Origin of the sequence: Glycomyces sambucus (assembly GCF_900102815.1) — a bacterium.
In the GTDB taxonomy this organism is placed as follows: domain Bacteria; phylum Actinomycetota; class Actinomycetes; order Mycobacteriales; family Micromonosporaceae; genus Glycomyces; species Glycomyces sambucus.
Genome location: NZ_FNGF01000008.1, coordinates 259,986 through 286,342, shown reverse-complemented (window position 1 = coordinate 286,342; position 26,357 = coordinate 259,986). Strand labels below are relative to the sequence as shown.

The 26,357-nt window shown below is 72.2% G+C and carries 22 protein-coding genes and 1 pseudogene; 10 read left to right on the top strand and 13 right to left on the bottom strand.

The window, feature by feature from the left end; genetic code table 11:
* Positions 1-340: 340 nt before the first annotated feature.
* Both BLS99_RS23135 and BLS99_RS23130 read right to left on the bottom strand, forming a co-directional pair.
* On the bottom strand, positions 341-1,513 hold the full coding sequence (locus BLS99_RS23135) for a trans-sulfuration enzyme family protein (RefSeq protein WP_091054084.1): 1,173 nt from the start codon (positions 1,511-1,513) through the stop codon (positions 341-343).
* Between the two features lie 126 nt (positions 1,514-1,639).
* Positions 1,640-3,697, bottom strand: coding sequence for a bifunctional copper resistance protein CopD/cytochrome c oxidase assembly protein (locus BLS99_RS23130; protein WP_143034920.1), 2,058 nt, complete (start codon positions 3,695-3,697; stop codon positions 1,640-1,642).
* Positions 3,698-3,888: 191 nt separating this feature from the next.
* On the opposite strand from BLS99_RS23130, the gene BLS99_RS23125 reads away from it, so the two are divergent.
* The gene (locus tag BLS99_RS23125) at positions 3,889-5,046 is read left to right on the top strand and encodes a DUF5925 domain-containing protein (RefSeq protein WP_218126810.1); all 1,158 of its coding nucleotides are present in this window, start codon (positions 3,889-3,891) and stop codon (positions 5,044-5,046) included.
* Positions 5,047-5,106: 60 nt separating this feature from the next.
* Here the strand turns inward: BLS99_RS23125 and BLS99_RS23120 are convergent, their stop codons facing one another.
* Positions 5,107-5,490, bottom strand: coding sequence for a carboxymuconolactone decarboxylase family protein (locus tag BLS99_RS23120; protein WP_091054082.1), 384 nt, complete (start codon positions 5,488-5,490; stop codon positions 5,107-5,109).
* Positions 5,465-6,760 carry an MFS transporter gene (locus BLS99_RS23115; protein ID WP_091054081.1) on the bottom strand — a complete coding sequence of 432 codons (1,296 nt, stop codon included), beginning with the start codon at positions 6,758-6,760 and terminating at the stop codon, positions 5,465-5,467. The genes BLS99_RS23120 and BLS99_RS23115 overlap by 26 nt, the downstream gene beginning before the upstream one ends.
* Positions 6,761-6,834: 74 nt before the next feature.
* Here BLS99_RS23115 and BLS99_RS23110 point away from each other — a divergent pair, with 74 nt between their 5' ends.
* From BLS99_RS23110 to BLS99_RS23100, 3 genes are all read left to right on the top strand, one after another.
* Entirely contained in the window at positions 6,835-7,722 is an 888-nt protein-coding gene (locus BLS99_RS23110) for a TetR/AcrR family transcriptional regulator (protein WP_245712382.1), read from the top strand.
* Positions 7,723-7,835: 113 nt separating this feature from the next.
* Positions 7,836-9,371 (top strand): choice-of-anchor A family protein, encoded by a 1,536-nt coding sequence (locus BLS99_RS23105; RefSeq protein WP_176953495.1) that lies wholly within the window; start codon positions 7,836-7,838, stop codon positions 9,369-9,371.
* Complete coding sequence (locus tag BLS99_RS23100; RefSeq protein WP_176953494.1) at positions 9,368-10,039, top strand: YoaK family protein; 672 nt, start codon at positions 9,368-9,370, stop codon at positions 10,037-10,039. Before BLS99_RS23105 ends, BLS99_RS23100 begins: the two co-directional genes overlap by 4 nt.
* A gap of 40 nt (positions 10,040-10,079) precedes the next feature.
* On the opposite strand, the gene BLS99_RS23095 is transcribed toward BLS99_RS23100, so the two are convergent.
* Positions 10,080-11,078 carry an epimerase gene (locus tag BLS99_RS23095; RefSeq protein WP_091054077.1) on the bottom strand — a complete coding sequence of 333 codons (999 nt, stop codon included), beginning with the start codon at positions 11,076-11,078 and terminating at the stop codon, positions 10,080-10,082.
* Between the two features lie 388 nt (positions 11,079-11,466).
* Here BLS99_RS23095 and BLS99_RS23090 point away from each other — a divergent pair, with 388 nt between their 5' ends.
* From BLS99_RS23090 to BLS99_RS27530, 4 genes are all read left to right on the top strand, one after another.
* Positions 11,467-12,393 carry a lytic transglycosylase domain-containing protein gene (locus tag BLS99_RS23090; RefSeq protein ID WP_091054076.1) on the top strand — a complete coding sequence of 309 codons (927 nt, stop codon included), beginning with the start codon at positions 11,467-11,469 and terminating at the stop codon, positions 12,391-12,393.
* 148 nt (positions 12,394-12,541) lie between these two features.
* On the top strand, positions 12,542-13,222 hold the full coding sequence (locus tag BLS99_RS23085; RefSeq protein ID WP_091054075.1) for an EF-hand domain-containing protein: 681 nt from the start codon (positions 12,542-12,544) through the stop codon (positions 13,220-13,222).
* 238 nt (positions 13,223-13,460) lie between these two features.
* Positions 13,461-14,123, top strand: coding sequence for a pentapeptide repeat-containing protein (locus BLS99_RS26435; protein ID WP_176953493.1), 663 nt, complete (start codon positions 13,461-13,463; stop codon positions 14,121-14,123).
* Between the two features lie 59 nt (positions 14,124-14,182).
* A complete protein-coding gene (locus BLS99_RS27530) occupies positions 14,183-15,160 on the top strand; it encodes an arginase family protein (protein WP_176953492.1) in 978 nt (325 codons plus the stop codon).
* Between the two features lie 218 nt (positions 15,161-15,378).
* Here BLS99_RS27530 and BLS99_RS23075 read toward each other — a convergent pair whose 3' ends face one another.
* Together BLS99_RS23075 and BLS99_RS25860 are read right to left on the bottom strand one after the other, a co-directional pair.
* The gene (locus tag BLS99_RS23075; protein WP_091054074.1) at positions 15,379-15,705 is read right to left on the bottom strand and encodes a MoaF-related domain-containing protein; all 327 of its coding nucleotides are present in this window, start codon (positions 15,703-15,705) and stop codon (positions 15,379-15,381) included.
* Positions 15,706-15,862: 157 nt separating this feature from the next.
* Positions 15,863-17,074: a hypothetical protein gene (locus BLS99_RS25860; protein WP_143034919.1), complete on the bottom strand. Its 1,212-nt coding sequence runs from the start codon at positions 17,072-17,074 to the stop codon at positions 15,863-15,865.
* Between the two features lie 237 nt (positions 17,075-17,311).
* Between BLS99_RS25860 and BLS99_RS23065 the strand changes: the two genes are divergently transcribed.
* Positions 17,312-20,350, top strand: a complete 3,039-nt coding sequence (locus BLS99_RS23065; protein WP_143034918.1) for an ATP-binding protein — start codon at positions 17,312-17,314, stop codon at positions 20,348-20,350.
* 56 nt (positions 20,351-20,406) lie between these two features.
* On the opposite strand, the gene BLS99_RS23060 is transcribed toward BLS99_RS23065, so the two are convergent.
* The 6 genes and pseudogenes from BLS99_RS23060 to BLS99_RS23040 form a co-directional block, all read right to left on the bottom strand.
* Positions 20,407-21,207, bottom strand: coding sequence for a DUF4097 family beta strand repeat-containing protein (locus BLS99_RS23060; protein ID WP_091054071.1), 801 nt, complete (start codon positions 21,205-21,207; stop codon positions 20,407-20,409).
* The gene (locus BLS99_RS23055) at positions 21,204-21,863 is read right to left on the bottom strand and encodes a response regulator transcription factor (protein ID WP_091054070.1); all 660 of its coding nucleotides are present in this window, start codon (positions 21,861-21,863) and stop codon (positions 21,204-21,206) included. The genes BLS99_RS23060 and BLS99_RS23055 overlap by 4 nt, the downstream gene beginning before the upstream one ends.
* Entirely contained in the window at positions 21,851-23,125 is a 1,275-nt protein-coding gene (locus tag BLS99_RS23050) for a sensor histidine kinase (RefSeq protein WP_091054069.1), read from the bottom strand. Before BLS99_RS23050 ends, BLS99_RS23055 begins: the two co-directional genes overlap by 13 nt.
* Before the next feature lie 105 nt (positions 23,126-23,230).
* Positions 23,231-23,299 (bottom strand): annotated as a pseudogene (locus BLS99_RS27825) (excalibur calcium-binding domain-containing protein); the annotation flags it as partial.
* Between the two features lie 30 nt (positions 23,300-23,329).
* The gene (locus tag BLS99_RS23045; protein ID WP_091054068.1) at positions 23,330-24,001 is read right to left on the bottom strand and encodes a response regulator transcription factor; all 672 of its coding nucleotides are present in this window, start codon (positions 23,999-24,001) and stop codon (positions 23,330-23,332) included.
* 42 nt (positions 24,002-24,043) lie between these two features.
* Positions 24,044-24,901, bottom strand: coding sequence for a CPBP family intramembrane glutamic endopeptidase (locus BLS99_RS23040; RefSeq protein WP_091054067.1), 858 nt, complete (start codon positions 24,899-24,901; stop codon positions 24,044-24,046).
* 137 nt (positions 24,902-25,038) lie between these two features.
* Here BLS99_RS23040 and BLS99_RS23035 point away from each other — a divergent pair, with 137 nt between their 5' ends.
* Positions 25,039-26,241 carry a sensor histidine kinase gene (locus tag BLS99_RS23035; RefSeq protein ID WP_091054066.1) on the top strand — a complete coding sequence of 401 codons (1,203 nt, stop codon included), beginning with the start codon at positions 25,039-25,041 and terminating at the stop codon, positions 26,239-26,241.
* Positions 26,242-26,357: the final 116 nt, after the last annotated feature.

Below are 26,357 nucleotides of genomic sequence, written 5' to 3'. Positions count from 1 at the left end.
CGGCTCACGGCTCACGGCTCACGGCTCACAACCTATGCGCGATATCGAGAGGCTTGCCGCGCTGCCCGCCCTCCCCCTCCCCCTCCCCCTCCCCCAGCGAGTTTCGCCGTTGCTGCCCACGACCATCGCCGTACTCGCATCCCCAGACCACGCTCGGGACTGCGGCGCCGCCACTGCATTGGCGCGCCCCGCATCGGTGCCCACGCCTCGCTCCCCAGCGTCCCAGCGTCCCAGCACCAAAGCCGGTCCCAGTCGGCTTCCGGCCACCGTCCCCGCCCGGTCACTCAGTCTCCTGTCGCCACCCGTCCATTCGGTCTCCCTTCGGCTTCGACCCGGTTTCTCAGGCGCCCAGGGCTTGGGCGAAGTCGGCGATGAGGTCGTCGGGCGCCTCGATGCCTGTTGAGAACCTGATGAGGTCGTCGTGGATGCCCTCGGCCTCGCGCTCCTCGGCGCTCATGCCCGCGTGGCTCGTGACCGCCGGGCGGGTCACCAGCGACTCGACGCCGCCGAGGCTCGGGGCGACATAGGGCAGACGCAGGCCCTTGAGCAGCGACTCGGCCGCCTCGACCCCGCCCGTGGGCCGGAACGAGAAGACCGACCCGTAGCCGTCGAACAGTTCGGTCGCCCGCGCGTGGTCCGGGTGCGACTCCAGGCCCGGGTGGTTGACCTGCGCGATTCCCTTGTGGCCCTCCAGGAACCGGGCCAGCGCGAGCGAGCCCGTGTTCTGCTGCCGCACCCGCAGCGCGAGCGTCTTGAGTCCTCGTGCGAGGAGGAATCCGGCGTGCGGGTCGAGGCTGCCGCCGTAGAGGTTGAGGACGTGGCGGATCCGGCCGATCGCCTCCTCGGTGCCGGTGACGACGCCCGCAACGAGGTCGGAGTGGCCGTTGAGGGCCTTCGTCGCCGAGTGGCAGACCAGGTCGAACCCGATGGTGTGCGGCCGGAAGACGACGGGTGTGGCGAAGGTGTTGTCGATGATGCTGGTGATGCCGTGCTCGCGGCTGAAAGCCGCGATGCCGGCGAGGTCGGCGACCCGCGCGAGCGGGTTGCTGATGGTCTCGACGAGGAACGCCTTGGTGCGGGGGCGCATGGCCTCGGCCCAAGCGTCGTGGTCGTCGGGGCCGACGAAGTCGACGTTCCAGCCCAGGCGCGGGGCCTGCTCGGTGAGGAAGTGGTGGGTGCCGCCGTAGAACGAGCCGGCGGCGATCACGTGGTCGCCCGCGGCGAGGGTGGCGAGCAGGGTGGTGGTGATGGCGGCCATCCCGGAGGCGGTGGCGACCGCGGCCTCGGCGCCTTCGAGGGCGGCGAGCTTCTCGTGGAGGTGCTGCTGGGACGGGTTGGTGTTCAGGCGGATGTACTTGAGTTCGTCGTAGGACTCGCCGGGGACGCTCTCGAAGACGGTGCCCTGGTACAGCGGGTGGACGACCGATCCGCCGTGCGCGGGCCGGGGTTCGGCGGCGTGGACGGCGAGGGTTTCGAAGGCGGTGGTCGCGGTGTCGTGGCTCGGTGCGTTCATGCGGCAACCGTACGGTCGCCGGGGTGGGGCCGCATCTGTCGTTCGACCGGAAATCGGGTCGGGAATCCCTGACTTTCGGCAGGGTCGGGTGGCGACCTCCGGCGGGGGTCCGGCTCGCGGAGGCGGTTAGCGGCGTTCCTGGTCGAGGCCGGCGAGGTAGGCGTTGTAGACCTCGTGGGGGTCGTCCTCGGGGTGGCCGCTGGCGCTGGCGCGCTCGGCGATGCGGTCGAGCCGGCGCCCTTCGCGCTCCTCGGAGCGGGCCCACTGTCCGATGAGGACGACGATGATGATGAGGCTGGGGATCTCCCCGAAGCCCCATGCGATGCCGCCGCCCGCGCGCTGGTCGGCGAGGAGGTCGGTGACCCAAGGGATCGCGATCTGGGTGTACCAGCCCTCGGCGACCAGGCCGGTGCCCATCATGAGGGTGACGCCGAAGATCGCGTGAAACACGATCGAGATGAAGTACAGCAGGACCTTCGCCGGGTACGTGAGCGGCCGCGGCTTCGGGTCGGGGCCGATGACGACCCAGAAGAACAGGCTCCCGGCGGCGAGGAAGTGCGCGGTCATGAACAGGTGCCCGAAGTGGGACCGCATGGCCCACTCGAACATCCCGGTGAAGTACATGAGGTACAGGCTCGTCAGGTAGATGAAGAGCGCGATGAGGGGCCGCGACACGAAGCGGGACCAGCGGCTGTGGATCGCGGCCAGCAGCCATTCGCGCGGGCCCCCGGCCCGGTCGGGCCGCAGCGCGCGCAGCGCCAGCGTCACGGGCGCGGCGAGGACCAGCAGGATCGGCGCGAGCATGTTGAGCGCCATGTGCTGCACCATGTGCGCGCTGAACAGGACCATCCCGTACTTGCCGAGGCCGGTCGAGGTGGTGAGGACGACGACGCCCCAGCCCGCGCACCACAGGACCGTCCGGTACCAGGGCCAGGCGTCGCCGCGGCGGCGCAGCCGCACCACTCCGGCGATGTAGAACCCGGTCATCGCGAGGGCCGCGGTGCAGAACAGGACCGACGGGTACCAGTCGGTGAGGATGCGCGCCATGGAGATCGGCTCGGGCGTGGGGAACCCGAGGAGGGCCGTGTTCGGGTCCGGCAGCTCCTCGGCCGGGGGCGGCGTCACCGAGAGGGAGGACGCGAGGCCGAACGCGATCGCCATGAGCCCGAGTTCGACGGCCGCGAGCCGGTTGAACGCGCTGCGGTCGCCGGCTTCGACCGCGGGGAGCGTGCGGCGGCGGTGGGCCCAGCCGAAGACCCCGCCGACGGCGAGGACGGCGAGCTTCGCGAGGGCGATGCGCCCGTACGCGGACTCCCACAGGTCGGTGAGGGCCACGTTCGCGACGAACACGATGAGCCCGGAGGCGGCGACCGCCGGGTACGCGAAGGCCGCGGCGGCCGAGTAGCGGCGGGCCGCGACCGCGGGGTCTCGGCGGGCGATGAACAGCGCGAACAGGCCGCCGGCCCAGAACGCGGCGGCGACGATGTGGATGAGGAGCCCGTCGACGGCGATCTGGTGGTTGCCGTTCGACGCCGAGTGCCCGGTGAACACGGGCGGGACGGCGGCGGCGAGCGCGAGTGCGGCGGCGCAGGCCGCGGCGGGGATCGTGAACGCGCGGGCGGCGACCACCGCGGCAGCGCCCGCGAGGAGCACGGTGAGCCCGAGCGCCCGGCCCTGCTCGTACTGGGCGATGTAGGACCACAGTCCCGGAACGGTGACCTCCGAGAGGGGTCGCGCGAACGTGTTCGCGAAGTCCACCGGAAGACTGACCGCCGCCGTGATCGCCCACACGCCGGAGGCCGCGGCGCCGACGCGCAGCCAGCGCCACGACTGCGCGGCGAGCCGCGCCCGGTCGCCCTCGCGGCCGGGCAGGAAGCACGCGGCGGCGATCGTGCAGCCGACCGCGGCGAGCATCGCGAGGTCGTACGCGTACTTGAGGAGACCGGCGGCCCAGGTGACGGCCGGGTCGGCCGCGCTCAGGCCCGGGACCGCCTCGATGTCGACCGCGCCGCCGAGGTCGAGCGCGATCACCGCGGCGAGCAGTCCGGCCGTCGCCGCCGCGGCGACGGCGAGGACCCGCAGGCCCCGGCCGCGCTGCGGGGCCCGCAGCCCGCTTCGGGGACCGCGGCCGCCGCCAGGTATGGTGTCGGCGGTGTTTTGGCTGGTCTCGGTCGATGCGGTCACGTCATCCAGCATGGCTGATTGTTCCAGCTCACGCCCCACCGGGTGGGGTCAGATATTCCCGGCAACTCCCCCTGAGCGCGGGCGCCGTCCCGCAGTGTCGGGGTCATAAGGCACGATCACGGTGCGCCGTCCGCGAAGTCCGACCAGTCGCAGCTACGAGGGCGGGGCCGTATTTTCTATGGTGGATCGCGATGGGAATCATCGAAAGACGCGGTGAGATCATGAACCTGCTCCAGGGAGGCGGCGGCGTGCTGGGCAACATGCACTTCACGCTGGACGGCTCGGACGACCCGTCCAACGTGCTGAACCTCATGGCGCTCGACGCCTACGTGAGCGGCGCGCAGCCGCACGCGGTGGTCCGGGCGCTCGACATGGTCGCGGACGACGTCGACCTCATCCCCGCGGGCGGGTCGCTCATCCGGTCGATCTCGGGGACCTCGTTCCTCCAGCTCGTGACCGGCGACGGCTGGACGCTCCGCACCCAGCGGTGGCGCGACGGCTCCGGCCAGGCGGTGGTGACCGCCGAGACGCGCGAGCGCGCCGAGGAGATCGCCGCGTACGTCACCGACCGGACCGGCTCGGTCGAAGAGGTCGGCGAGGACAAGGTCGACATGGGCTTCTGGTACCGGTCGGCGCGCGGCCCGTTCCGCTCCACTAGGTCGATCAGCGCCCCGCGCTGGCCCGAGATCGAGCGGAACTACTCCTCCAGCGCCGGTTCGGCGCTCGGGAAGCTCATGGCGACGCGGTCCTCGGACGTGACCGGCCGCCTCGTGCTCTTCCACGGCCCGCCCGGGACCGGCAAGACCACGGCGCTGCGGGCGCTCGCCCGCGAGTGGGCGCCGTGGTGCCAGGTGGACACGGTCCTCGACCCGGAGGCGTTCTTCGCCGACCCGTCGTACCTGATGGAGGTCATCATCGGGTCGGAGATGGACCTCGCGCTCGACGCCGACCTGACGCCGGGCGAGCCGCGCCGCGAGCACTGGCGGCTCATGGTCCTGGAGGACTGCGACGAGCTCATCCGCGGCGAGGCGAAGGAGGCGTCGGGCCAGTCGCTCGCGCGCCTGCTCAACCTCACGGACGGCCTGCTCGGCCAGGGCCGCGAGATCATGGTCGCGATCACCACGAACGAGCGGCTCGACCGCCTCCACCCGGCCGTGGTCCGCCCCGGCCGCTGCCTCGCGCAGATCGAGGTGGGGGAGCTGTCGCCGCTGGAGTCGGGCGACTGGCTCGGCGGCGAGAAGGTCCGCGAGCCGATGACGCTCGCGGAGCTGTACGCGCGCCGGGCGGGCACCGACCCGAACCGGACCGAGCCGCAGGTCCCCCAGCAGCAGGTGGGCCAGTACCTGTAGACGTCCCGGAGGGGCGGGCCGCGATCGCGGCCCGCCCCTCCGGTGTTCACTTCTGGATGTTCAATCCTCGGCGTCGCGGGCCGCGAAGACCTCGGCGGCGGCGGTGATCGCGTTGATCGCGGCCGGGAAGCCCGCGTAGACGGCGATCTGGGTGAGGGCCTCGACGACCTCGGTGCGGGTGCGCCCCGCGTTCAGGGCGCCGTTGATGTGGAAGCGCAGCTGCGGGGCGGCGTTGCCGAGTGCGGCGAGCGCGCCGATGATGACGAGCTGGCGGTCGCGGGGTTCGAGGCCGGGCTTGGAGTAGACCTCGCCGTACCCGAACTCGACGACGTACCTGGCGAGGTCGGGTGCGGTCGCGATGTCGACGACGTTCGGTTCGGCCTGGCCCGACACGAACTGGAGTGCCTTCAGTCCGCGCTCATAGCGTTCTCCGTGATGCTCCATCAGGGGTTCCTCCTTGGTCTCGTGAGGCTTTTCGCTTGCCCCACAAGGCCAATCCTGCGGCAGTGAGCAGCATGGCCGCAAGCGTCCAGGCGAGGGCCGCGAACCCGTGCGGGGCGACGGCGCTCGCGACGAGCGGCCCGGCGGTGGCGCCGACGTAGAAGCTGAACATGGCCACGGAGGTCGCGGCGGCGCGCTGCTCGCCGCCGGCCTCGGCGGCGATCTGGTTCATGGCCGGGCCGGCGATCCCGATGCCGAACACCAGGACGGCCAGCAGGATCGCGAGCGCGGTGAGGTTCCCGCCGGCGAACGCGGCCGCGACCATCGCGAGACCGGCGACGGCGGTGCCGAGCGGGAGGTGCGAGGTGCGGTCGAGGCGCGCGAGCGGGATCGCCAGGAACGGGAGGGCGATCATGACCGGGAGGGCGCTGGCCCGCAGCGTCAGGAGCGCGGCGTTGCCGGTGACGACGCCGGTGAGTTCGATCCCGGTGTACGCGGCGACCATGGAGCCCATGGCGAGCGCGGCGGCGGCGAGCATCGGCAGGAGCCGCCCGATCCGCAGGACCCGCGGGATGGCCGCGTAGCTGCGGGCGAGGCTCGCGCCGGGGTCGATCTCGTCGGGGGACATGACGCGAGCGGCGGCGAGGGCGGCGACGCCGAAGAGGACGGCGGAGCCGGCGAAGACCCACTGCCAGTCGGCGGTGCGGACCACGGCCTGGGCGGCGAGCTGCCCGAGGACGGTCGAGGCGAGGAACGCGGTGATGATCGCGGTGACGGCGACGGCGCGGCGGGCCGGGGCGATCCTGGTGGTGGCGTAGGCGGTCATGGCGGGCGGGATCGCGCCGACGGCGAGGCCCTGGAGGACCCGCAGGGGGACCGCGGCCGCGAACGTCGGCGCCAGACCGGTCAATAGTGTGACCACTCCGGCGGCGATCAATCCGGTGACCAGGACGCGGCGGCGGCCGAACCGGTCGGCCATGGGCCCGAAGGCCACGAAGCCGGCGGCGTAGCCGAACGCGAAGGCGCTGATGATCCAGGTCATCGATCCGAGGCCGACGTCCCAGGTGGCCTCCATCTCGGCGAACATCGGGATCGGCGTGTACATCTGGCCGGTGGCGAGCAGTGCGGCGAGGGCGAAGACCGGGACGGCGACGCGCGCCGGGGTGTATCCGGGCTTGGGGCGGCCGGGTGGTCCGGCGGGGACGTAGCGGTCGGAAGTCGGTGCGGTCGAGGGCGTGGCGGGTGTCGCGGGCGTCGTGGCGGGTGCGGTCATGGCGGTGAATCTAGCCCCGTCGCGACATCAATGTCAACCAAATAGTTGGTTTATGGTCTGGTAATCTCGGCCTCATGCCGACGACTGAGGTGAAACGCTCCGACGCCACCCGCGCCGCGCTCCTGCGCGCCGCCCGCACCGAGTTCGCCGAGCGCGGCCCGGCCGGCGCCCGCGTCGACCGGATCGCCGAGACCGCGGGCGTCAACAAGGAGCGCATCTACGGGATCTTCGGCTCGAAGGACAAGCTGTTCGACGCGGTCCTCATCGACACCATGCAGGAGTTCTCGGAGGTCGTGGACCCGCTCTGGAAGGACGGCGACGTCGGCGCGTTCGTCGCCCGGTTCTACGACTACCAGCGCACGAACCCGCAGCTGCTGCGCCTGATCACCTGGGAGGGCCTGCACCGGGGCGGCGAGGCCGGCGACGTCGGCGGCTGGCGCCGCGAGCACTACCGCGAGAAGCTCGAGGGCGCGAAGGCGAGCTTCGGCACCGAGGACCCGTTCCTCGCCGGGCTCATCACCCTCGCCGTCTGCGCGGCCCCCAACTGGTTCAACACCGTGCCGCAGCTGCGCGGCCTGCTGCTGGGCGACCGCGTCGACGACCACCGGGCGATCCGGGAGTTCCTGAGCGCCTTCGCCGAGGCCGCGGCCCGCGCCGTCACCGCCGAGGCGGGCGACCGCAGCGGTCAACGAGTTGACCGGTCTGACTTCGGGGCGGCCCCGTCTCCCGCAGCGCCCGCCGAGGACGAGGTGGACTCGGCCCCCGGCAAGGACGCCGAAGACGAGGTCGACGCGGCGGCCGAGCGGCTGCGGCGCGCCCAGGCCGAGGCCGACGCCGCGAAGGCCGCCCTCGGCGCGGCCCTGCGCCGCGCGAACACCGACGGCGCCAGCGCGAACGCCCTCGCGAAGCGGGTCGCCGGGACCGTCTCGCGCCCGGTGGTCCTCAAGCTCCTCGCCGAGTGATCACGTCTCCCCCGTCCGGGTGTTTCACTCACCCTCCGGGCCCGGTCCCCCGGGTTAGGCTCGGGCGCGGTTCCCCCACCGCCCTGACAACCGACCGCCCCAGGGGGATCACAGTGCACATCAGAACCGCGAACGCCCGGAGGACCCGGCGCCTCTCACTGGCGGGCGCCGCGACGCTCACCGCCGCGGTGGCCGCCACGGCCATCGCCTTCAACGCCGCCGGCACCGGCCCGGTCGCGCAGGCCGCGACGGTCACCTACGACCCGCTCGCGCCCGCGCTCGACTTCAACGCGTTCGTGGAGGACGTGACCGAGCTCCACTCGACCGAGTCCGAGGGCGCGATGGCGACCGGCGGGAACCTGGTCGTCAGGGGCTCGTACAACGTGAACATCCATGAGGTGGCGTCGTTCACCGCGCCCGGCGACGCCCGCCCGAGCGCGCTGGTCGTCGGCGGCCGCGTCGACTACGACCAGGACCCGGCGACCTCCGTCGTCCAGGTCCACGACTACGTGAAGGTCGGCGACCTGACCGGGACCACGGTCCGCAACACCGACGGCAACAACGCGAGCGTCAACACGCGCCTGGTCGCGTCGGGCAGCGGCTATGACAGCACGCCCCGGATCGAGCTGAACGTGCAGCAGCCGCTCGCCTCGGTGGGGCCGACCTCCCCGATCGACTTCGACTCGGCGTTCGCGCAGCTGCGGGAGAACTCCGCGAACCTGTACGTGTGCGACGCGTACAAGGTGCCGATGAACGACCGGGACCGGCCCGTGGTCGTCCCGAAGGGCGGGGTCCAGTCCGGCCAGGGCATCCGCATCAGCCTCAAGCCGGGCGTGACGAACATCCTGGAGGTCACCGGCGAGGACCTGAACGACATGGCGGACCTGACATTCGACACGCCGCCGACCGCGGACACGCCGCTGCTGATCAACGTCGACACCTCCGGCACCGGTAACGAGTTCGACTGGGACGTCGCCAGCCAGGCCGGCATCAGCGGCACCCAGGCGCCCTACATCCTGTGGAACTTCCCGGACACCACGCGGCTGAACATCGCCTCCGGCGACACGGTCGAGGGGTCGATCCTGGCGCCGAACGCCGACTACCGGAACGTAAGCCCGACGAACGTCGAGGGCCAGATCATCGCGAAGAACGCGAAGTTCGGCGACCTCGGCGAGAACGGCGGCGAGATCCACCACTTCCCGTTCGCGGCCGAGTTCTCCTGCGAGGACGAGACACCGACCGAGTCGCCGAGCGACACCACGGACGCGCCGACCAGCGACGAGGAGACGACCCCCTGCGAGACCACGGACGCGCCGAGCTCTGAGGCGCCGACGACAGAGGAGCCGACCACGGACGGGCCCACGACGGACGAGCCGACCACCGACGGGCCGACCACGGACGGGCCCACGACCGACCAGCCGACCAGTGACGCGCCGACTTCCGATGCACCGAGTTCTGAAGCACCGTCGAGCGGCGGCCCGACCACCGGCGGGCCCGCCACGACGGCGGACGGCGACTGCGCGCCGCTGGCGACGACCGGGTCCTCCACCACCGGGCCGCTGCTGATCGCGGCGGGTACGCTCGTCGCCGTCGGCGCGGGAGTCGTGGCCGTCGCCTCGATCCGCCGCAGGAGCACCAAGAACTCGTGAGACCGACCGTCGACCGCGCCTATGCGCACGCGTGGACCGCACTGGTCCTCACCGCGCTCGCGGGCGCGGTCGACGGCGCCGGGTTCCTCGCCCTCGGCCAGCAGTTCGTCGCCAACCAGACCGGGAACGCCGTGCTCCTGGCGGTGTCCCTGTCCGGGGAGCTGACCGGCCGCAGCGACGGGCTGTCGGCGGTCGGTCCCCTGTGGTCGCTGGGCGGGTTCGCCGTCGGCGCGGTCGCGGCCTCGCTCGCCACCCGCCGCCACGTCCTCACCAGCTTCGGCGTCCCCGCGCTGCTCGTCGCGGAGGTCGTGTTCCTGGCGCTGGCCGGGGCCGCGGGCGGCACCGAGCTCGCGATCGGGCTCGCGGCGCTCGCGATGGGCGTGCAGAGCATCCACGCCGCCCGGATCGGGCTGTCGGGCGTGACGACCACGGTGCTGACCGGGACGCTCATCGCGTTGTCGGTCAACCTGTCCGGGACCCGCGACGACCTGCGCTCGGCGCGGCTCCAGGCGGGCGTGTGGGCCGTGTACCTGCTCGGGGCCGGGCTCGGTTCGATCCTCGCGCACGAAGTGTCGTTCAGCGCGGTGTGCTGGTCGGCCGCGGGCGTGGCGGCGCTGATGGCGGTCGCCGGGTTCGTCGAGGACCGGTGGTTCCGCCCGGCCCCGTGACCCGCCCGGCGACCGTTCAGCGCGTCGCTGCGGGGATTGTTCAGTGGTCGACGAGCGTCCGCGACTGCTTGAGTCCCGGTCTGCGCACCAGCGGCCAGCGCCGGTCGGCGGCGGTGCGGCGGGCGAGGTCGTCGGCCGCGGCCTCCCAGGCGGGGTAGCGGAACGCGAACCCGGCGGCCTCCAGGCGGCCTGGGACGACGCGGCGGCTCTTGAGCAGCAGCTCGGTGTCGGTGCGCAGGGCGAGGGCCCCGATCTCGGCCATCCATTTCGTGGCGGGCAGCCCGAAGTGGCCGCCCCAGGCGCGGCGCAGGATCCGCATGAGGTCCTTCTGCCGCAGCGGGTGCGGGGCGGCGAGGTTGACCGGTCCCGCGAGGTCGTGTTCGAGCAGGAACTCGACGGCGCCGGTGAAGTCGTCCTCGTGGAGCCACGACACGAACTGGGCGCCGCCGCCGACGGGGCCGCCGAGGCCGAGGAGGACCATGCGCGAGAGCACGTCGAAGGTCGAGCCGCGGTCGGTGCTCATGACCATGGCGGTGCGCATCGAGACCTTGCGGGTGGCGGGCGTGTCGGCCTCGTCGAGCGCGGCCTCCCAGGCGAGGGCGATGTCGACGCTCTCGGCCCAGTAGGCGGGCGCGTCGCTTTCGCGGCCGCCGATGACGCCGGTGGCCTCGTCGTTGGCGCGGCCGTGGGTGTGGGCGTAGATCGTGGCGGTGCCGGCCTGGAGCCAGACGGCGGGCGGGTGCGCGGCGGCCGCGATGGCCCGGCCGACGACGCGGGTCGACTCGACGCGCGAGGTGGTCATCTCGTCGAGGTTCTGGCGGGTGTAGCGGCAGCTCACGCTGCGGCCGGCGAGGTTGATGACGGCGTCGGCGCCGTCGATCGCCTCGGCCCAGGGACCGAGGGTGCGGCCGTCCCAGGGGAGGTGGTGGGCGGCGGTGGGCGTGCGGGTGAGGACGGTGAGGCGGTGGCCGGCCGCGAGGAGGCCGCGTTCGAGGACGGCACCGAGGTTGCCGGTACCGCCGGGGATGACGATCTTCATGGGGTTCCTCCTTGTACCCCAACGATACCCCAGTACTTGAACGCGTTCAAATATGATCTCCGCGTCACCCCGGACACGGACCGTCGCACCCGCCTGGCACCTTTGCAGCCGGGGCGGCCCGAAACGGACACACCCGACCTCGGGGGCCGCAGCCCACCGCGATGTCACACCCCGCAGGCACCTTTGTGACCGGGGGCGGCTCAGATCCGACACACCCGACCGTGGGGGGCAGCGGTCAGCCGCAATGTCGCACCTCCCGGGCACCCTGCGACCGGGGGCGTCGAGTTCGGACACACCCGACCTCGGGGGCGCTGCTGGTCGTGAACCCCGCAGGTAGCTCGTAGTCGATACGCTTCATTGTGTAGCGACGCGCTGATAGGACCCCTCGATGAACCCCTCCTCCGAGCCCAGCGACGCCGGGCCCCCGCCCGACCCCGAGGAAGTGGGCCTCCACCCCGACCTCGTCTCCAACCCCGACCCCGACAACGGAACGGGCACCTGGCTGGTGGTCTTCGTGCTGCTCTTCGCCTCGGTCGCGGTGGCCGTGTTCCTGTTCATGCCGCCGACCTCCCCCGACGGCACCCCCGCTGCGGCGACCTCGGCCGAACCGACCACCGAGTCCCCCGGCCCCGAACCGGAGCCGACCACGTCACCCGAAGCCCCGACCACCGAGGCCGCGACCACCGCCGACCCCGAGACCACTGCCGAGACCACCGGTCCGGCGCTGCCGACCGAGCCGCCCTCGGTGCACCCGCCGTGCACCACCTACCTCGACGGCGGCGCGGCCCCGGCGTCCGAGGTCGAAGCGGCCCTTGACGAGGCGGCCGGCACCCAGTTCTGGACCAACTCGACCGTCGAGTTCTCCCCGGACCTGCTCAAGGCGATCGCGTGGATGGAGAGCGGCTGGCAGTCCGACATCGTCGCGTGCGACGGCGGCACCGGGCTCATGCAGATCCAGCCGACGACCGAGAAGTTCGTCAACCAGCGGTTCGAGGCCGATTTCGACCGGGAGGACGCCGACGAGAACGCCATGCTCGGCAGCGCCCAGCTGCAGTGGCTCGCGAAGTACTTCGCGGTCAACTACTTCGGCGGCGAGGACCCGGGCGCCTACTCGCTCGACGACGACTGCTCCCGAGACGACGCGGTCCCCGACCACCAGGAGCGCTGCCTGCTCAACTCGGTGATCTCGGCGTACCAGGCCGGGTTCGGCACAGTCGAGGCAGCGCTCGACGCGGGCACCGGGTACACGAACCTCCAGTACGTCGAGACCGTCAGGGCCCTGCTGGAACTGCGCCCCTGGGAGGGGTCGGCGTAGCCCCGACACCTCCGATTCCCCGGAGGTGGAACGACTTCGATTCGCCGCGCTGTCGGATTGTCCCCGGATCGGCGGTTTCAGTCCCCCGGACCGCGCGTCATGGAACGATCCGTCCTGGACAGGGAACTGAGACGGGAAGGTGCAATCCATGCAGCGAAGCACGAAGGCACTCGTGGTCGGCGCCGCCGCCACCGCGGTCGCCGCCGGGGCCGCGGCGATCATCGCCAACCGGGCCAGGCAGGGCGGGAACATCGGCAAGGTCCGCCGCGACAAGTTCGACCGCTGGTTCGACACCCTCGACACCGAAGGCAACGACTTCATCACCGAGGAGAACCTGCGCGAGGCCGCCGACCGCGTGCTGGGCGCCCGCGGCGTCCCCGTCGAGAGCCCCATGGGCCTCGAACTCCGCGAGGCCACCCACCGGCTGTGGACCGACTTCATCGCGCCGGCCGCCGAGGACGACGAGACCCGCGTCTCCCGCAAGGAGCTGCGCGCGGCGCTCGCCCGGCACATGCTCGCCGACCGCATCGCCGCGGCCTCCAAGCTCGCGTACGTCGCCGACGCCTACTTCGCGATCAGCGACGAGGACGGCGACGGCCTCATCAGCTCCGGGGAGTTCGTGCAGCTCATGCGGAACTGGAACGGCGTGGACTACATCGAGAGCCACCGCCTGTTCGAATACCTCGACGCCGACCACGACAACCGGATCTCGCCCGACGAGTGGCGCCGCGCGATCTTCGGCTTCTTCCTCAGCGGCGAACGCAACCACCCTGCGAACGACCTCATGGGCAGGGTCGGCAGCCCGATACTGGCCCCGGCCGACTTCTGACCAGGTCGAAGGGGAGACGCAGGAACCGACTGAGGACCCAGCGGCACAACGCGAACGAACACCGGAGCCGGCCGACGCGCGACCACGCGTCGGCCGGCTCTTCGCATGCGTCCAGACCGGCGGCGGCCGAGACCGCCCGGGTACGGGCCCAGGAACACTCCTCTCGGGTCGGCGAACGCTCCGGCGGCATTGTCGGAGGGTCGGCGTACCCTGCCGGGGTCTACCGAGGAGGTCCCGGGTGAAGTTCAGGAAGATCGACGACAAGCTGTCGATGCGCAGGCCGCTGGTGGAGGGCGAGCGGTTGCAGGCGCTGGAGGATGGCCTCGACTTCGACGTGGAGTGGAGCGAGAAGCTCATCGAGGGCGCCGACTGGACCGGCACGCACGGCGACGGTTCACTGGAGTCCTCGGCGATCCGGAACTCGGACCTGTCGGGCGCGGTGCTGTCGCCGTTCGAGATCGTCGACGTGACCGTGGACCACTCGGTGCTGTCCAACGCCCGCTGGGAGCAGGCGACCGCACGCCGGGTCGAGATCACCGAGAGCCAGCTCGTGGGCTGGCAGGCGCAGTTCGCGCTGGTGCAGGACCTGTACGTGGCGGATTCACGGGCGGACTTCGCCGGGATCTCGATCGGTTCCGCCAAGGGGCCCGTGGTCTTCGAGCGGTGCCGCTTCACGAACGCCACTTTCCTGGGGGACCTGTCGAAGACGGTGTTCATCGACTGCACGTTCCCGGGCGCCGACTTCTCCCGGGTCGCGAACGCCAAGGGCTGCGACCTCCGCCGTGCCGAACTCGGCGGCATCACCGGGCTGATGAGTCTGAAGGGCGCGTTGATCACCGCCGACCAGGCGGTGGAGATCGCCGGAGAGCTGGCCGTGGCGGCGGGCTTCAAGCTCGCCTAGCCGCCGATCGGGTCCGTATTGGCTTCCGCCCGTTCGGGTTCGGCGATACGCTCGAAGCCATGACACTCCTCCACGTGCCCTACCACCTGGACGAACGCCTCCCCGATCACGGCATCCCGCTCCCGGTCGGCGCCGATGTCGAGACCGTGACAGCGGACCTGCCGGACACCGACATCTGGGGTCGATTCGTCGGCCTCTACGACCGCGTCGCGGAGGCCGTCGAGGCGCAGGCCAGCGGCTCCGGCTCCGGCTCCGGCTCCGGCTCCGGCTCCGGCTCCGGCTCCGGCTCCGGCTCCGGCTCCGGCTCCGGCAGCGAGACGATAGTCGTGGTCTCGGGCGACTGCACCGTGTCGATCGGCATGACCGCAGGGCTCCAGCGCGTCGGCATCGACCCGGCGATCGTGTGGATCGACGCGCACGGCGACCTCCAGTCGCTGGAGACGACCACCTCGGGCTACCTGGGCGGCATGGCTTTGCGGCTCCTACTCGGATACCGGGCCGACCTGGTCGCCGACCCGCTGCGGCTGCGCCCGCCCGTACCGGAGCGCGTGCTCCTGGTCGACGGCCGCGACCTGGACCCGGCCGAGAGCGACTACATCGCCGAAGCCTCGGTCGGCCATCGACCGCTGACCGGTCTGAAGGCGGACGACCTCCCCGAAGGGCCGCTCCTGGTCAACCTCGACCTGGACACTCTCGACCCGAATGCGCTCCCGGGCCTCCGGTATCCGGCGCCCGACGGCCCCGACGTCGCGACCCTGCTCAAGGCCGTCCAGACGATCATCGACACCGGCCGAGTGGCCGCCTTCAACCTCGCCTGCACCTGGGACGCAGACCCCGATCCCGAGACGAGTCCCGAGTCCGGCACCGAAGCCACCAACCAGTCCGGCCCCGGCCCCGGCCCCGGCCCCGGCCCCGGCCCCGGCCCCGAAACTACCGACGAGCCCACCCATGGCCACGGCGGGTCTGCATCCACTAGCGATCGGAAGCAACTGGTGACCACCATCCTCAAGATGGTCACCGACCACGCAGGCCCGTAACGCCTTCGACAGCCGGCTCCGATCCCTCCACCGGTCCGGACCCCGGACAGGTCCGAACCCTGGTGGGGTCGAAATCTGGCCAGGTCCAGCCAGACGATGATTCTGAGCGCCAGCCGAAGAACGGCTCCCGGCACCAGCCGAGTTCCGCAGAGGTTCCCAAGTAGGTCCGTTAGCGCTCATCGAGTTCCGCAGGGGTTCTCGCGCAGAGCTCGTCGGCACTAGCCGAGTTCTTCGAAGGTTCCGGAGTGGACCTCGCCGGTGCGGCCGCCGTCCTCGTCGAAGGACCAGAAGCCGGTCACGGTGTGGTCGTGGAAGTTCATGACATGGGTGACCGCAGCGCCGGTGACCTCGTTCCACCCGAGCAGGTAGACCCGGGGGGAGACCTCCGCAACATGGAGGTCGACCGTTCCCGATGCGCTCTCCGTGGCACCGTCGATCTCCGCGTACTGGAGCTTGTTGCCCTCGGCGCCATAGATGTTGTGGGTCGTCACTCCGTTGTCCAGTCGGATCACGAAGGTCTTCCCCGCGAACGCGAAATCACCCATCTCAAGTCCCTTCCAAGCAGTCGCCTCGGACCGGATCTGACGAGCACCGGCCGGCCTCCAACCTAAGATCCGGCCTGCGCTCAAGTCCCCGGTTTGCCGATTCCCCGCTACACCTCCCCTCTTCTCGCCCAGCGTCTGCCCTCGGTCGGCCGGTGTCTCATTTCTCAGCGGTGGCGAGCGGTCGCTCCGGTTCGAGGCTGTCGAGGAGCGTCGGTGGCTCGGAGCAGTCCCTGATGGCCTGGTCGGCGAGTTCGAGCCGGTTTCGGAACTCCTGGTCGTCGGTGCCGGCCAGCGCTTCGAGCGTGGTCTGTCGGCGCTGGAGCGAGCGGTCGAGCCAGTCGCGCCACTCCGGGTCGGCCTCGGCCTTCGCCACGGTCCCGGGCTTCCAGACCGGCATCGGCGCTCCGGAGATCGCGAACCGCGGATTCGGTTTCAGCGCTTCAGGACCGGGCAGGAAGTCGCGGATCGCCGCCTCGGTCCAGCCTCGCGAGCGCAGCATCGGCTTGGTGAGCCACACCGACCTGTCCCCGATCCGCACGTACTGCGGCCGCGGTGGAGGTGATGGCGGTTCGGTGGGATCGGACTCGGCAGCGACCCGGGACGAGCCACCGGCATCGGCATCCGCATCGAGCCGAAGCGAGCTCCCGACATCAGCACCGGCATCCGCGGCGTTGCGGGATGAGCCCCCGACATCAGCGTCGGCGTCGAGCCGGGCAACCTGGGTGGCGGGTGCGGTGGACTGCCGTCGTCGTGGTGCCTTGGGCTCGGACTTCGGATCGGGACACGGTGAAGGCGGCGGTTCCGCCACGGCTCCCGCGGCGTCTGGTGCTTGCGGCGGCTCCATCGCATCGGCGAGCGGGCCTTCGCGTTTTCGGTTCGGCGGTCGGTTCTTGGCCTTGGACCGTTTCGGCTTCGTCGGCGGCTTCGCCTGGGTCTCCGGTGCGGTGCGGCCGGACCGTGTATCGGCGGCCGGTCGAGGTGCACCGCTCACTGGCGCCGTCTCGGACCGCGGGTCGGAAGCGGGGATTTCGGCTGGTGCCCGCGGCGCGACCACAGGTTCGGCGATCGCATTCGTCTGGTCGAAAGCCGTCTCTCGTTTCGCGAGTCGCGGTTCGGCGGCCACGACCTCGGTGCGGTCGGGTTCGGGTGCGTGCTCCGCCTCGGTCACGGGCGCTGGTCGCCGTGCGATGCGGGCGAGGGAGTCGGTCAGCCATCTGGTGAAGTGGCCGCGCAGGACTTCGGCGGGGATCGTCTCGAACGGGAGGGCCTCCGCCATCACCTCGGGGCCTGAGGCCCCGGTGGTGCGGTCTGCGGCGGGGGTGGTCGACGTTTGGGTTCGGGGGCCGTTGGATGCGGTCGTGGCGGTCATCGCACCGTCCTTCAGTTGTTCGTTCAGTTGTCCTTCAGTCGTCGCGCCTCGCCCGGAGGTGCGGCGCGGTTTGCAGTTGCTGGTGTGAACCTATCGACGGGCACCGACAGTTTTCGGCCTGTCGTCCCCGATCGGGTGATATGTGATGGCGTTCACGGGGAGGAAAGGTCACGGAGGCGTCAAGAGCGGCAGGGCCGACTCCACCACCGGGTGACCGTTCAGGGCAGACTGGCCCGCATGCGTGTACTCCTTCTCGGATCGTTCGACATTCGCGACGACAAGGACCAGCCGGTCGAACTCGCCGGTGCGCGCCTGCGCGCCCTCGTGGCGCGGCTGGCGTTCGAAGCGGGCCGGGAGGTGTCCGCCGACGCCCTGACCGACGCGATCTGGGAGGACGACGCCCCCTCGGCGAACGCGCTCCAGGCCCTGGTGTCCCGCGTGCGGAAGGCGATCGGCACCGACAAGGTGGCGCGCGGCGCCGCCGGGTACCGGCTCGACGTCGACCCCGGCGACGTGGACCTCGTCAGGTTCGAGCGCCTGGCGGAGGCGGGCCGCCGCGGGGGCGACCTCGCCGCGCTGCGCGAGGCCGAAGGGCTCTGGCGCGGCCCGGCCCTCGCCGACCTCCTCGACTATCGGTTCGCGCAGAACGAGGCGGTCCGCCTCGAACGCCTGCGCACCGAGACCACCCGCGACCGCCTCGCCCTCGAAGTCGCCACCGGCACCGACGTGCTCGCCGAACTCGAACCCCTCGCCGCCGCGCACGCCCTCGACGAGCGCTGGCAGGCCCTCCTCATGCGCGCCCTCTACACCACCGGCCGCCCCGCCGAAGCCCTCGACGTGTTCGAGCAGACCCGCGAGCGCCTCGCCGACGAGCTCGGCGCCGACCCCTCCTCCGAACTCGCCGAACTGCACCTGCGCATCCTGCGCCAGAGCGCGGCGCCCGCGGAGCGCCCGGCGCGCCGCTCGAACCTGAAGTCCCAGTTGACGAGTTTCGTCGGCCGCGAGGACGACCTCGCCGCACTGGTCGCGGCCGTCGCCTCCGCGCGGCTGGTCACCGTCACCGGCCCCGGCGGCGCCGGGAAGACCCGGCTCGCCACCGAGACCGCGGCCCGGATCGCCGCGGGCGGCGCCGCGCCCGACGGCGTGTGGTTCGTGGAACTCGCCTCGACCACTGACGGCACCGACGTGGCCCCGGCCGTCCTCCGCGCCATCGGCGCCCGCGAGGCGGGCCTCCTGGAGCCCTCCGCGCACGACGCCGCCTCCCGCCTGGAGGAGTACTTCGCGGACCAGGACGCGCTCATCGTGCTCGACAACTGCGAGCACCAGCTCGACGGCGTCGCCGACCTCGCCGCGCGCCTCCTCGGCGCCTGCCCCGGCCTGCGCGTGATCGCCACGAGCCGCGAAGCGCTCGCCATCGGCGGCGAGCACCTGTACCCGATCCCGCCGCTGCCGCTGTCGGAGACCGACCCCGCCTCCAGCCCCGCTGTGCGGCTGTTCGTGGAGCGCGCCGCCGCGGTCCGGCCCGGGTTCAAGCTCGACGGGTCGAACACCGAAGCGGTCGTGGAGATCTGCCGCCGGCTCGACGGCCTCCCGCTGGCCGTGGAACTCGCCGCCGCTCGCATGAGGGCACTGGACGCGGCGCAGATCGCGTCCCGCCTCGACGACCGGTTCGCGCTCCTCGCCGGCTCCGACCGCACCGCCCCCGCCCGCCACCGCACCCTCAGCGCCGTCATCGCATGGAGCTGGGAACTGCTCTCCGACGCCGAGAAGACCCTGGCCATGCGCATGTCCGTGTACCCGGCGGGCCTCGCACTGGAGCGGATCGACGACCTCGACGCGCTCGCCGGACTCGTCGACAAGTCCCTGGTCGACCGCGACGGCGAGCGCTACCGGATGCTCGAGACCATCCGCTCCTACGCCGTCGCGCGCCTCGAGGAGAGCGGGAACGCCGAGACCGTGGCCGACGCGATGGCGAAGTTCTGCGTGGAGATGGCGGAGTCCGCCGACGCCGAGCTGCGCACCGCCGCCCAGATCGAGGCGATGGCCCGGCTGACCGCCGAGCACGGCAACCTCGTCACCGTCATCGGCCGCGCGGTCGCCACCGCCGACGCCGAGACCGGCCTGCGCATGGTCGCGGCCCTGTTCTGGTACTGGCACCTCCTCGGCAGCCACACCGAGTTCCGCCACTGGACCCTCGCGGTGCTCGCCGTCCCGGCCGAGATCCCCGCACCGCTCCAGGCCGCGGCCCGCATCCTCGAAGGCATCGCCGCGACCGAGCAGCAGGGCTACACCGCGGGCGAGGCCGCGATCCGCGAAGGCGTCGCGATGGGCGGCGGCCTCGAAGCGGGCCCGGCCCGGTTCCTCGTCTCGATGGGCCCCGCGTTCCTCCCCGACGCGCCGCCCGCCGACCAGCGCGGCCTGGACGGCTGGGAGCTCGGGACGGCCCTGCTCATCTCGGCCGCCGCCGGCAGCGTCCTCGGCGGCCTCGAAGGCGCCGCGCCCGCCGAGCGCGCCGAGGCCGTGTTCGCGGGCCTCGGCGAGCGCTGGGGCCTCGCGTCGTCGCTGCGCATCAAGGCCGAGAAGCTCGGCTGGGAGGGCCGGCGCGAGGAGGCGCAGGTGGCGTCCGCCGAGGCCGCGCGGCTCCTCGACGAGCTCGGCACCCGCGGCGACGCGAGCGAGGCGTACGCCGAACTCGCGTGGTGGTACGCCCGGAACGGCGCCGTCGCGCACGCCTGGGAGGCGCTGGAGCGCGGCCTCGCGCTGGCCGAGGCCGCCCGGGAGCCGAACAGCCTCGCGTACGTGCGCTGGTTCCGCCTGCCGGTGCTCGTCTCCGAGGGCCGCTATGCCGAAGCGCTCGACGAGCTGCCCGCGGCCGAGCGGTCCCTGGACGGGGCGCCGAACCTCGGCGAGCGGATGCGCGTGCTGAGCGCGTCGTTCAAGGACCTCATCGTGCTGCTGCAGGGGGAGGGGAAGGCGACGGCGATCGCGGGCCTCGGTGCGCATCACATCGAGGGCGCGGCCGTGGCCGACATCGCGATGGCCGCGCGGGTCGCGGCGGCGATCGACCTCGCCGGCGGCGACGCGGCCGGCGCGGCCCGCAAGCTGGGCTTCGGGCGTGCGGTGCTCGGCATCGACGACGGCCGCGGCTACGACGAGGACCTGCACACCGATCAGCGGACGCGCGAGGCGCTGGAGCCGGAGGCGTTCCGGGAGGCGTACGACCGCGGCGCGGCTCTGGGGCGCGGGGACGCGGTCGCGGTGCTGATCGGGAAGTAGGAGAACGGAAGGCCGCCCGCGACCTGGGGTCGCGGGCGGCGCTGGTTTCCTGTGGCTCAGTGCCCGTACCGGACGGTGAGGCTGCCGACGCCGCTGGTCACGGCGATCGTGTAGTCCGCCTGGACGCTCGGGTCGGTGGCGATCTCGATGTTCCGGTCGCCCACGCCGCCTTCGAAGTCGACGTCGTAGGTGGTGCCGTCGTCGGGGACGGTGATGATGACGTCGCCGGTCCCGGCGTCGATCACGATGTCGCCGAGCACCTGGTCGTATTCGAGCGTCACGGAGCCGACCCCGGACTCGATCGTGGTCGAGGTGGCGCGCAGGTCCTCGCCGACGACGTCGCCCACGCCGGTCTCGACGTCGACGGCCCCGTCGACGCCTTCGAGGCTGACGGTCCCGACGTCGGTCTCGGCCGTCGCGTCGGTGCCCGCGGGCAGGCCCAGGACGTAGTTCGTCTGGCACTGGTCGACGTCGAGGCCGAAGAAGCGGCCCTGCGCGCACTCGCCGGTCGCGGAGAAGACGTCCCCGTCCCAGTCCTCGCGGGTCTCGGGCTCCTCGCCGAGCCAGCGGGTCTTCAGCTGGAACTCCAGGGCGGTGCCGTCGACGGCCTCGAAGGCGATGTCGCCGACGTCGGCTCTGACGTCGACCGCGTCCACGGCCTGGTCGTACTCCTTGGTGCGGGTCTCGTCCTCATCGGTGGAGGAGACGACCCAGGACCAGGAGCCGAAGATGGCGACGCCGGTGACGAGTGCGGCGCCGGTGATGGAGCCGCCGAGGATCCACCACACCTTGCGGGCGGGGTAGGCGGCCGGTTCAGGTGACTCGGGGGCGGCGGGCTTGGCGGGGGTGTCGATCATGACCGGTCCTTTGCGTTGCCTTGCAGGAACTTGAGAATGGCGAGGACGCGGCGGTTGCCGCTGTCGGTGGGCGGGAGTCCGAGCTTCGCGAAGATCGAGTTGATGTGCTTGGAGACGGCGCCTTCGGAGAGGAACAGGACCCCCGCGATCCCGGCGTTCGAGCGGCCTTCCGCCATGTGCGACAGGACCTCCCGCTCGCGCGGCGTGAGCCGTTCGAGCTCGTCGCCCTCGCGGCGGACCAGGAGCTGCGAGATGACCTCCGGGTCGAGGGCCGTGCCGCCCCCGGCGACGCGGCGCAGCGAGTCCAAGAACTCCTCCACGTCGGCCACGCGGTCCTTGAGCAGGTAGCCGATCCCGCGCATCTGCCCGGTGAGCAGTTCGACCGCGTAGCGCTCCTCGACGTACTGGGAGAGCATGAGGACCGCGAGGTCGGGGTAGCGGCGGCGGAGCACGAGCGCGGCGCGGACGCCTTCGTCGCTCTGGTCGGGCGGCATCCGGACGTCGGCCACGACCAGGTCGGGGCAGTCGCGCTCGACCGAGCGCAGCAGCGCCTCGGCGTCGCCGACGGTGTCGACGACCTCGATCCCGCCGATCTCCATGAGCCTGGCCAGGCCCTCGCGGAGGAGGACCGAGTCTTCGGCGATCACGACGCGCATGGCAGCTCCGCTTCGATGGTGGTGGGCCCGCCGAGCGGGCTGGTCAGGGTGAACGTCCCGTCGACCGAGCGGACCCGGTCGGCGAGGCCGCGCAGGCCGGTCCCGGACTCGGGGTCGGCCCCGCCGCGGCCGTCGTCGACGATCCGCAGGCACAGCAGGTCGCGGCGTTCGACGTCCTCGGCGAGGACGACCTCGACGGCGGCGTGCGCGGCGCCGGAATGCCGGGCGGTGTTGGTGAGGGCCTCGGAGATCACGAAGTAGGCGACCGCCTCGATGTCGCGGGCGACGCGCCGCTTCATGTCGACCTTGAGCCGCACCGGGATCGGCGACCTCGCGGCGACCGCCGAGAGCGCGGCGTCGAGCCCGCGATCCTCCAGGACGGCCGGGTGCAGGCCGCGCACGAGGTCGCGCAGGTCGGTGAGGACCTGCTTGGACTCCTCGTGGGCGTCGGCGAGGGCGCGCTTGGCGTCGTCGGGCAGGTCGGTGAGGGTGGCGCGGGCGATCCCGAGGTTCATGGCGAGCGAGGTGAGCCGCTGCTGCGCGCCGTCGTGGAGGTCGCGTTCGATGCGCCGGCGCTCCGCGTCGGCGGCGTCGACGGTCGAGTCGCGGCTGACGGTGAGGTCGGTGACCCGCAGCTCCAGCTGCTGGGCCCGGGTGGTGCCCACCAAGAGCTGGCGGGCGATGAGCCCGTCGAGCTCCGACAGGCCCCGCGTGATCCACGGCGCCGCGAGCAGGAGGACGAGGCCGCCCAGGAGGAGCGCCCAGTGGCGGATCTCCAGGCCCGACTGGAGGCCGAACAGCGGCGCGGCCATCATGGCGGGCGCGATCGTCCAGGCGACCAGGGCGATCATCGCCGCGAAGCCGCCATAGACGCCGGCGATCACGTGGTAGGAGAACTGCCGCCAGGTCTTCACGGCGGCGAGGACCCCGAGCATCGACTTCCAGGTGAACTCGACCGGCGGCGACTGGTCGGCGGGCCAGCGGATGCCGAGGAAGGCCGAGTGCCTGGAGCGCTGCACGGCGGTGAGCGCGGCGCTGGTGAACAGGATCGCGGCGAGCGCCGCGGCCGGGATGACGAGGGTGACGAGACCGGCGGCGCCCGTGGCGAACAGCACCCCGATGACGATTCCGCCGAGCGTGCCGACCACCGACCCGGTCACGAGGTGAACCAGGGCGAGCCAGGTGCGCCCGTCCCACAGGCCCGCCACGATCACGCGGGGGGCTCGGCGCCAGGGGAGCGCCTGCGGCACTGAGATGTCCATGCCTAGAACAGTAGGTAGTTCCGCAGCTCCGGGCATTGCCGCAGGCGCCCGGCTTCGGGGTGAAGTTTCCTCTACCCCCAAGCCCCAGGTTCGCTCGCAGCCGACGCCGTCACCGGTCCGTTCGACGTGCGGCCCGTAATCCGGATCGCCCGCGTGAACGGGCGCGGCACCTGCGGCGCGAGCCGTGGCCCGGTGGCCGCGGGTTCAGGTTCGGGGGTCGTTGCGGGGCCGGACGAATCCTGATTCGTAGGCGATGATGACCGCCTCGGTGCGGTTGGCGGCGCCGAGTTTGGCGAGGACGCTGCGGACGTGGGTCTTGACCGTCTCCTGGCTCAGGTAGAGGCGGTCGGCGATGGCCTGGTTCGACAGGCCCTCGGCGATGCGGCGCAGGACCTCGGCCTCGCGCTTGGTGAGGGCCATCGGGCCGTGCGCGTTGCCCGGCGGCGGGGCGTGTTCGGCGGCGAGGCTGCGGATGGCCTCGGGGAACAGGAGGCCGTCGCCCGCGGCGACGGTGAGGATCGCGCGGGCGATCTGGTCGATGTCGCTGCGTTTGAGGATGAAGCCCGCCGCGCCCGCGCGCAGCGCCCGGTACACGTACTCGTCGTTCTCGAACGTGGTGATGACCAGGACCTTCGGCGGATCCTCGAGTGCCGCGCGCAGGGTCTTGGTCGCCTCGATCCCGTCCATGCCCGGCATGCGCACGTCCATGAGGACGACGTCGGGCCGGTGCCGCCGCACCAGCGGCAGCACCTGGTCGCCCCCGGCGGCCTCGGCGACGGGGTCGATGTCGGGCCGGGCGGCGAGGAGCGCGCGCAGGCCGGTGCGCACGAGCGGGTCGTCGTCGGCGATGAGCACCGAGACCGGTGGGGTGGGCATCGTCCGATGATGCCACCCCTCCGGTGCGTCGGGTTCCACTGCTCAGCCTCGGGCGGCCAGGGCCGGGCGCGGCTCGGGCGCGGTCGTCTCGGGGCGGTCGGCGGCGAGGCGGCCGCTGAGGATGATCCACAGGGCGAGGACGACCATCGGCACCGTGCCGATCAGGGTTTGGGCGACCGGCTGGTCGTCGCCGAGGGCGGTGCCGACGAGGAGCGCGAGGACCATGTTGTTGCCCGCGTGGGCGAGGCTGGCGGCCCAGACCGAGCCGCTGCGCATGCGGAACCAGGTGAGGATGACCTCCTGGAACATGAACGACACCGTCCACACGGCCAGCCCGAGGGCGACGTTCGCGAACTCGATGTAGCCGAGGAACGCGAGCGGGTAGTGCCAGACGGCCCAGATCAGGCCGGTCGCGAGCGTCGATGCGAAGGGGCGCTCCGGGAACAGGCGCAGCCGCAGGTAGCTGGTCCAGCCGTACTCCTCGCCCCAGTAGATCGGGGTCAGCACGATCACGACGAGCAGGAGCGCGCCGATGGCGACCCAGACGGGCTGGCCGGGGATGAGCGCGAAGGCGGAGGCGTCGAACTCCCACATGCCGACGGCGACGGCGATGCCGATCGCGGCGGCGGCGAACGCGAGCGGGCCGAGCCAGGCGGCGAGGTAGAGGCCGATGTTCCGGCGGATGCGCGGTTTCATGCCGGTGTCGGCGAAGCCTTCGCGGGTGACCCATTTGCGGACGACGAACGCGGCGATCGCGGGGGTGAACGCGATCCCGGCCAGTTGGACGAGCGGGTTCACCAGCGACAGCCCGAAGCCGAGCCGTGCGATGAACATGCCGGCCCAGGACAGGCCGAACGCGAGGAGGAGGAAGACGAGAACGCCCTTGGTGCGGGTCGTCATGTGCGGGGGTCCTTTCGATTGCGGTTCGCCCCCAACGGTCGCCGCCGCGCCGGTCCTCTGACTCCCTCGAAATCGTGGTCTTCGGGTCCCTCGTGCGAGGGAGTCAGGCGCACGGCGGCCCTGGCAGACTCGCCGCCATGCGACAGTTTCTCCGCCTCCCCTTCACCACCGGCCCGTACCGCGGCGCGGTCCACGCGTTCCTCGGCGTGGTCCTGGCGGCATCGGTGGCCCTGGTCGCCTCCGGCCTCCTGATCCTCTGGCCCACGCGGATCCACGCACTCGTGCTGGGCGCGGCCGCGCTGGTCCTCACCGGCGCGATCGGGCTGCTGCGCCCGACCAGGCGGGCGAGCGTGCGGCTCGCCAACGGCCTGCTCTCGACCGGCCTCCCCGCCCCGCGACGGCCGCGGCGGTCGGCCTCGGCGGCGTGGCTGGTCGCGTGGACGATCGCGGGCGGGTTCCTCGCGGCCGTGGTCAGCCTGGCGCTGTTCACCCTCGGACTCCCGGTGGTGTGGCTCAACGACGGCGGCACCGTGATGTTCGGATCGGAGGTGACGATCGCGCCGGGCGCCGACGGCGCCTGGACGCTCGCTGCGGCAGTGGGCGCCGCCCTCGCGGCGGTCTACCTCTGCGCCGGATACGAAGCCCTCATGCGAAGGATCGCCGCGCTGCTGCTCGGCCCCGGCCTGGCCGAACGGCTCGCGGCGGCCGAGGCCGACGCCGACCAGGCCGCCGCCCGCAACCGCCTCGCCCGCGACCTCCACGACTCGATCGGCCACACCCTGACCGCCTCCACCATTCAGGCGGCCGTCGCCAAGCAGGCCATGGAATCCGACCCCGAGAGCGCCCGCCGGGCGATCGAGGCGATCGAGGGCACCTCCCGCGCGGCCCTGGACGACCTCGACCGGGCGCTCGGCGTCCTCCGCGGCGAACCGGCGACCGCGCGGCCCGAACCGGCCCTCGCCGACCTCGACCTGCTCCGCGACCGCATCGCCCAGACGGGTACCGGCATCACCATGCACCTCGACGGCGACCCCGACTCGGTGCCGGCGACGATCTCCCAGGAGGCGTACCGCATCGTCCAGGAGGGCGTCACCAACGCCCTCCGCCATGCGCCCGGTGCCGAGATCCGCGTGCACCTCGACATCACGGACGACCACCTGCACGTACGGGTGTCGAACCGGTCCACGGGCACGACCGGAACCAGCGCCCGCGGCCGCGGGCTGACCGGCATCGCCGAACGCGTGAGGCTCCTCGGCGGCGACGCCTCCGCCGGAACGGAGGGAGGAACCGACTGGACATTGCAAGCGACACTGCCGCTCCGATCCACTGCGAGGCCATGAGATGACGACGTTCAGTTCCGTATCAGCAACGCACGCAGCGGATCACGGAGGTCGGAGCGCCGGACGCGGGCGCGAGCGCGGTCCGCCTCTCGGCGCCCGGCGCGGGTGCCTGTCGG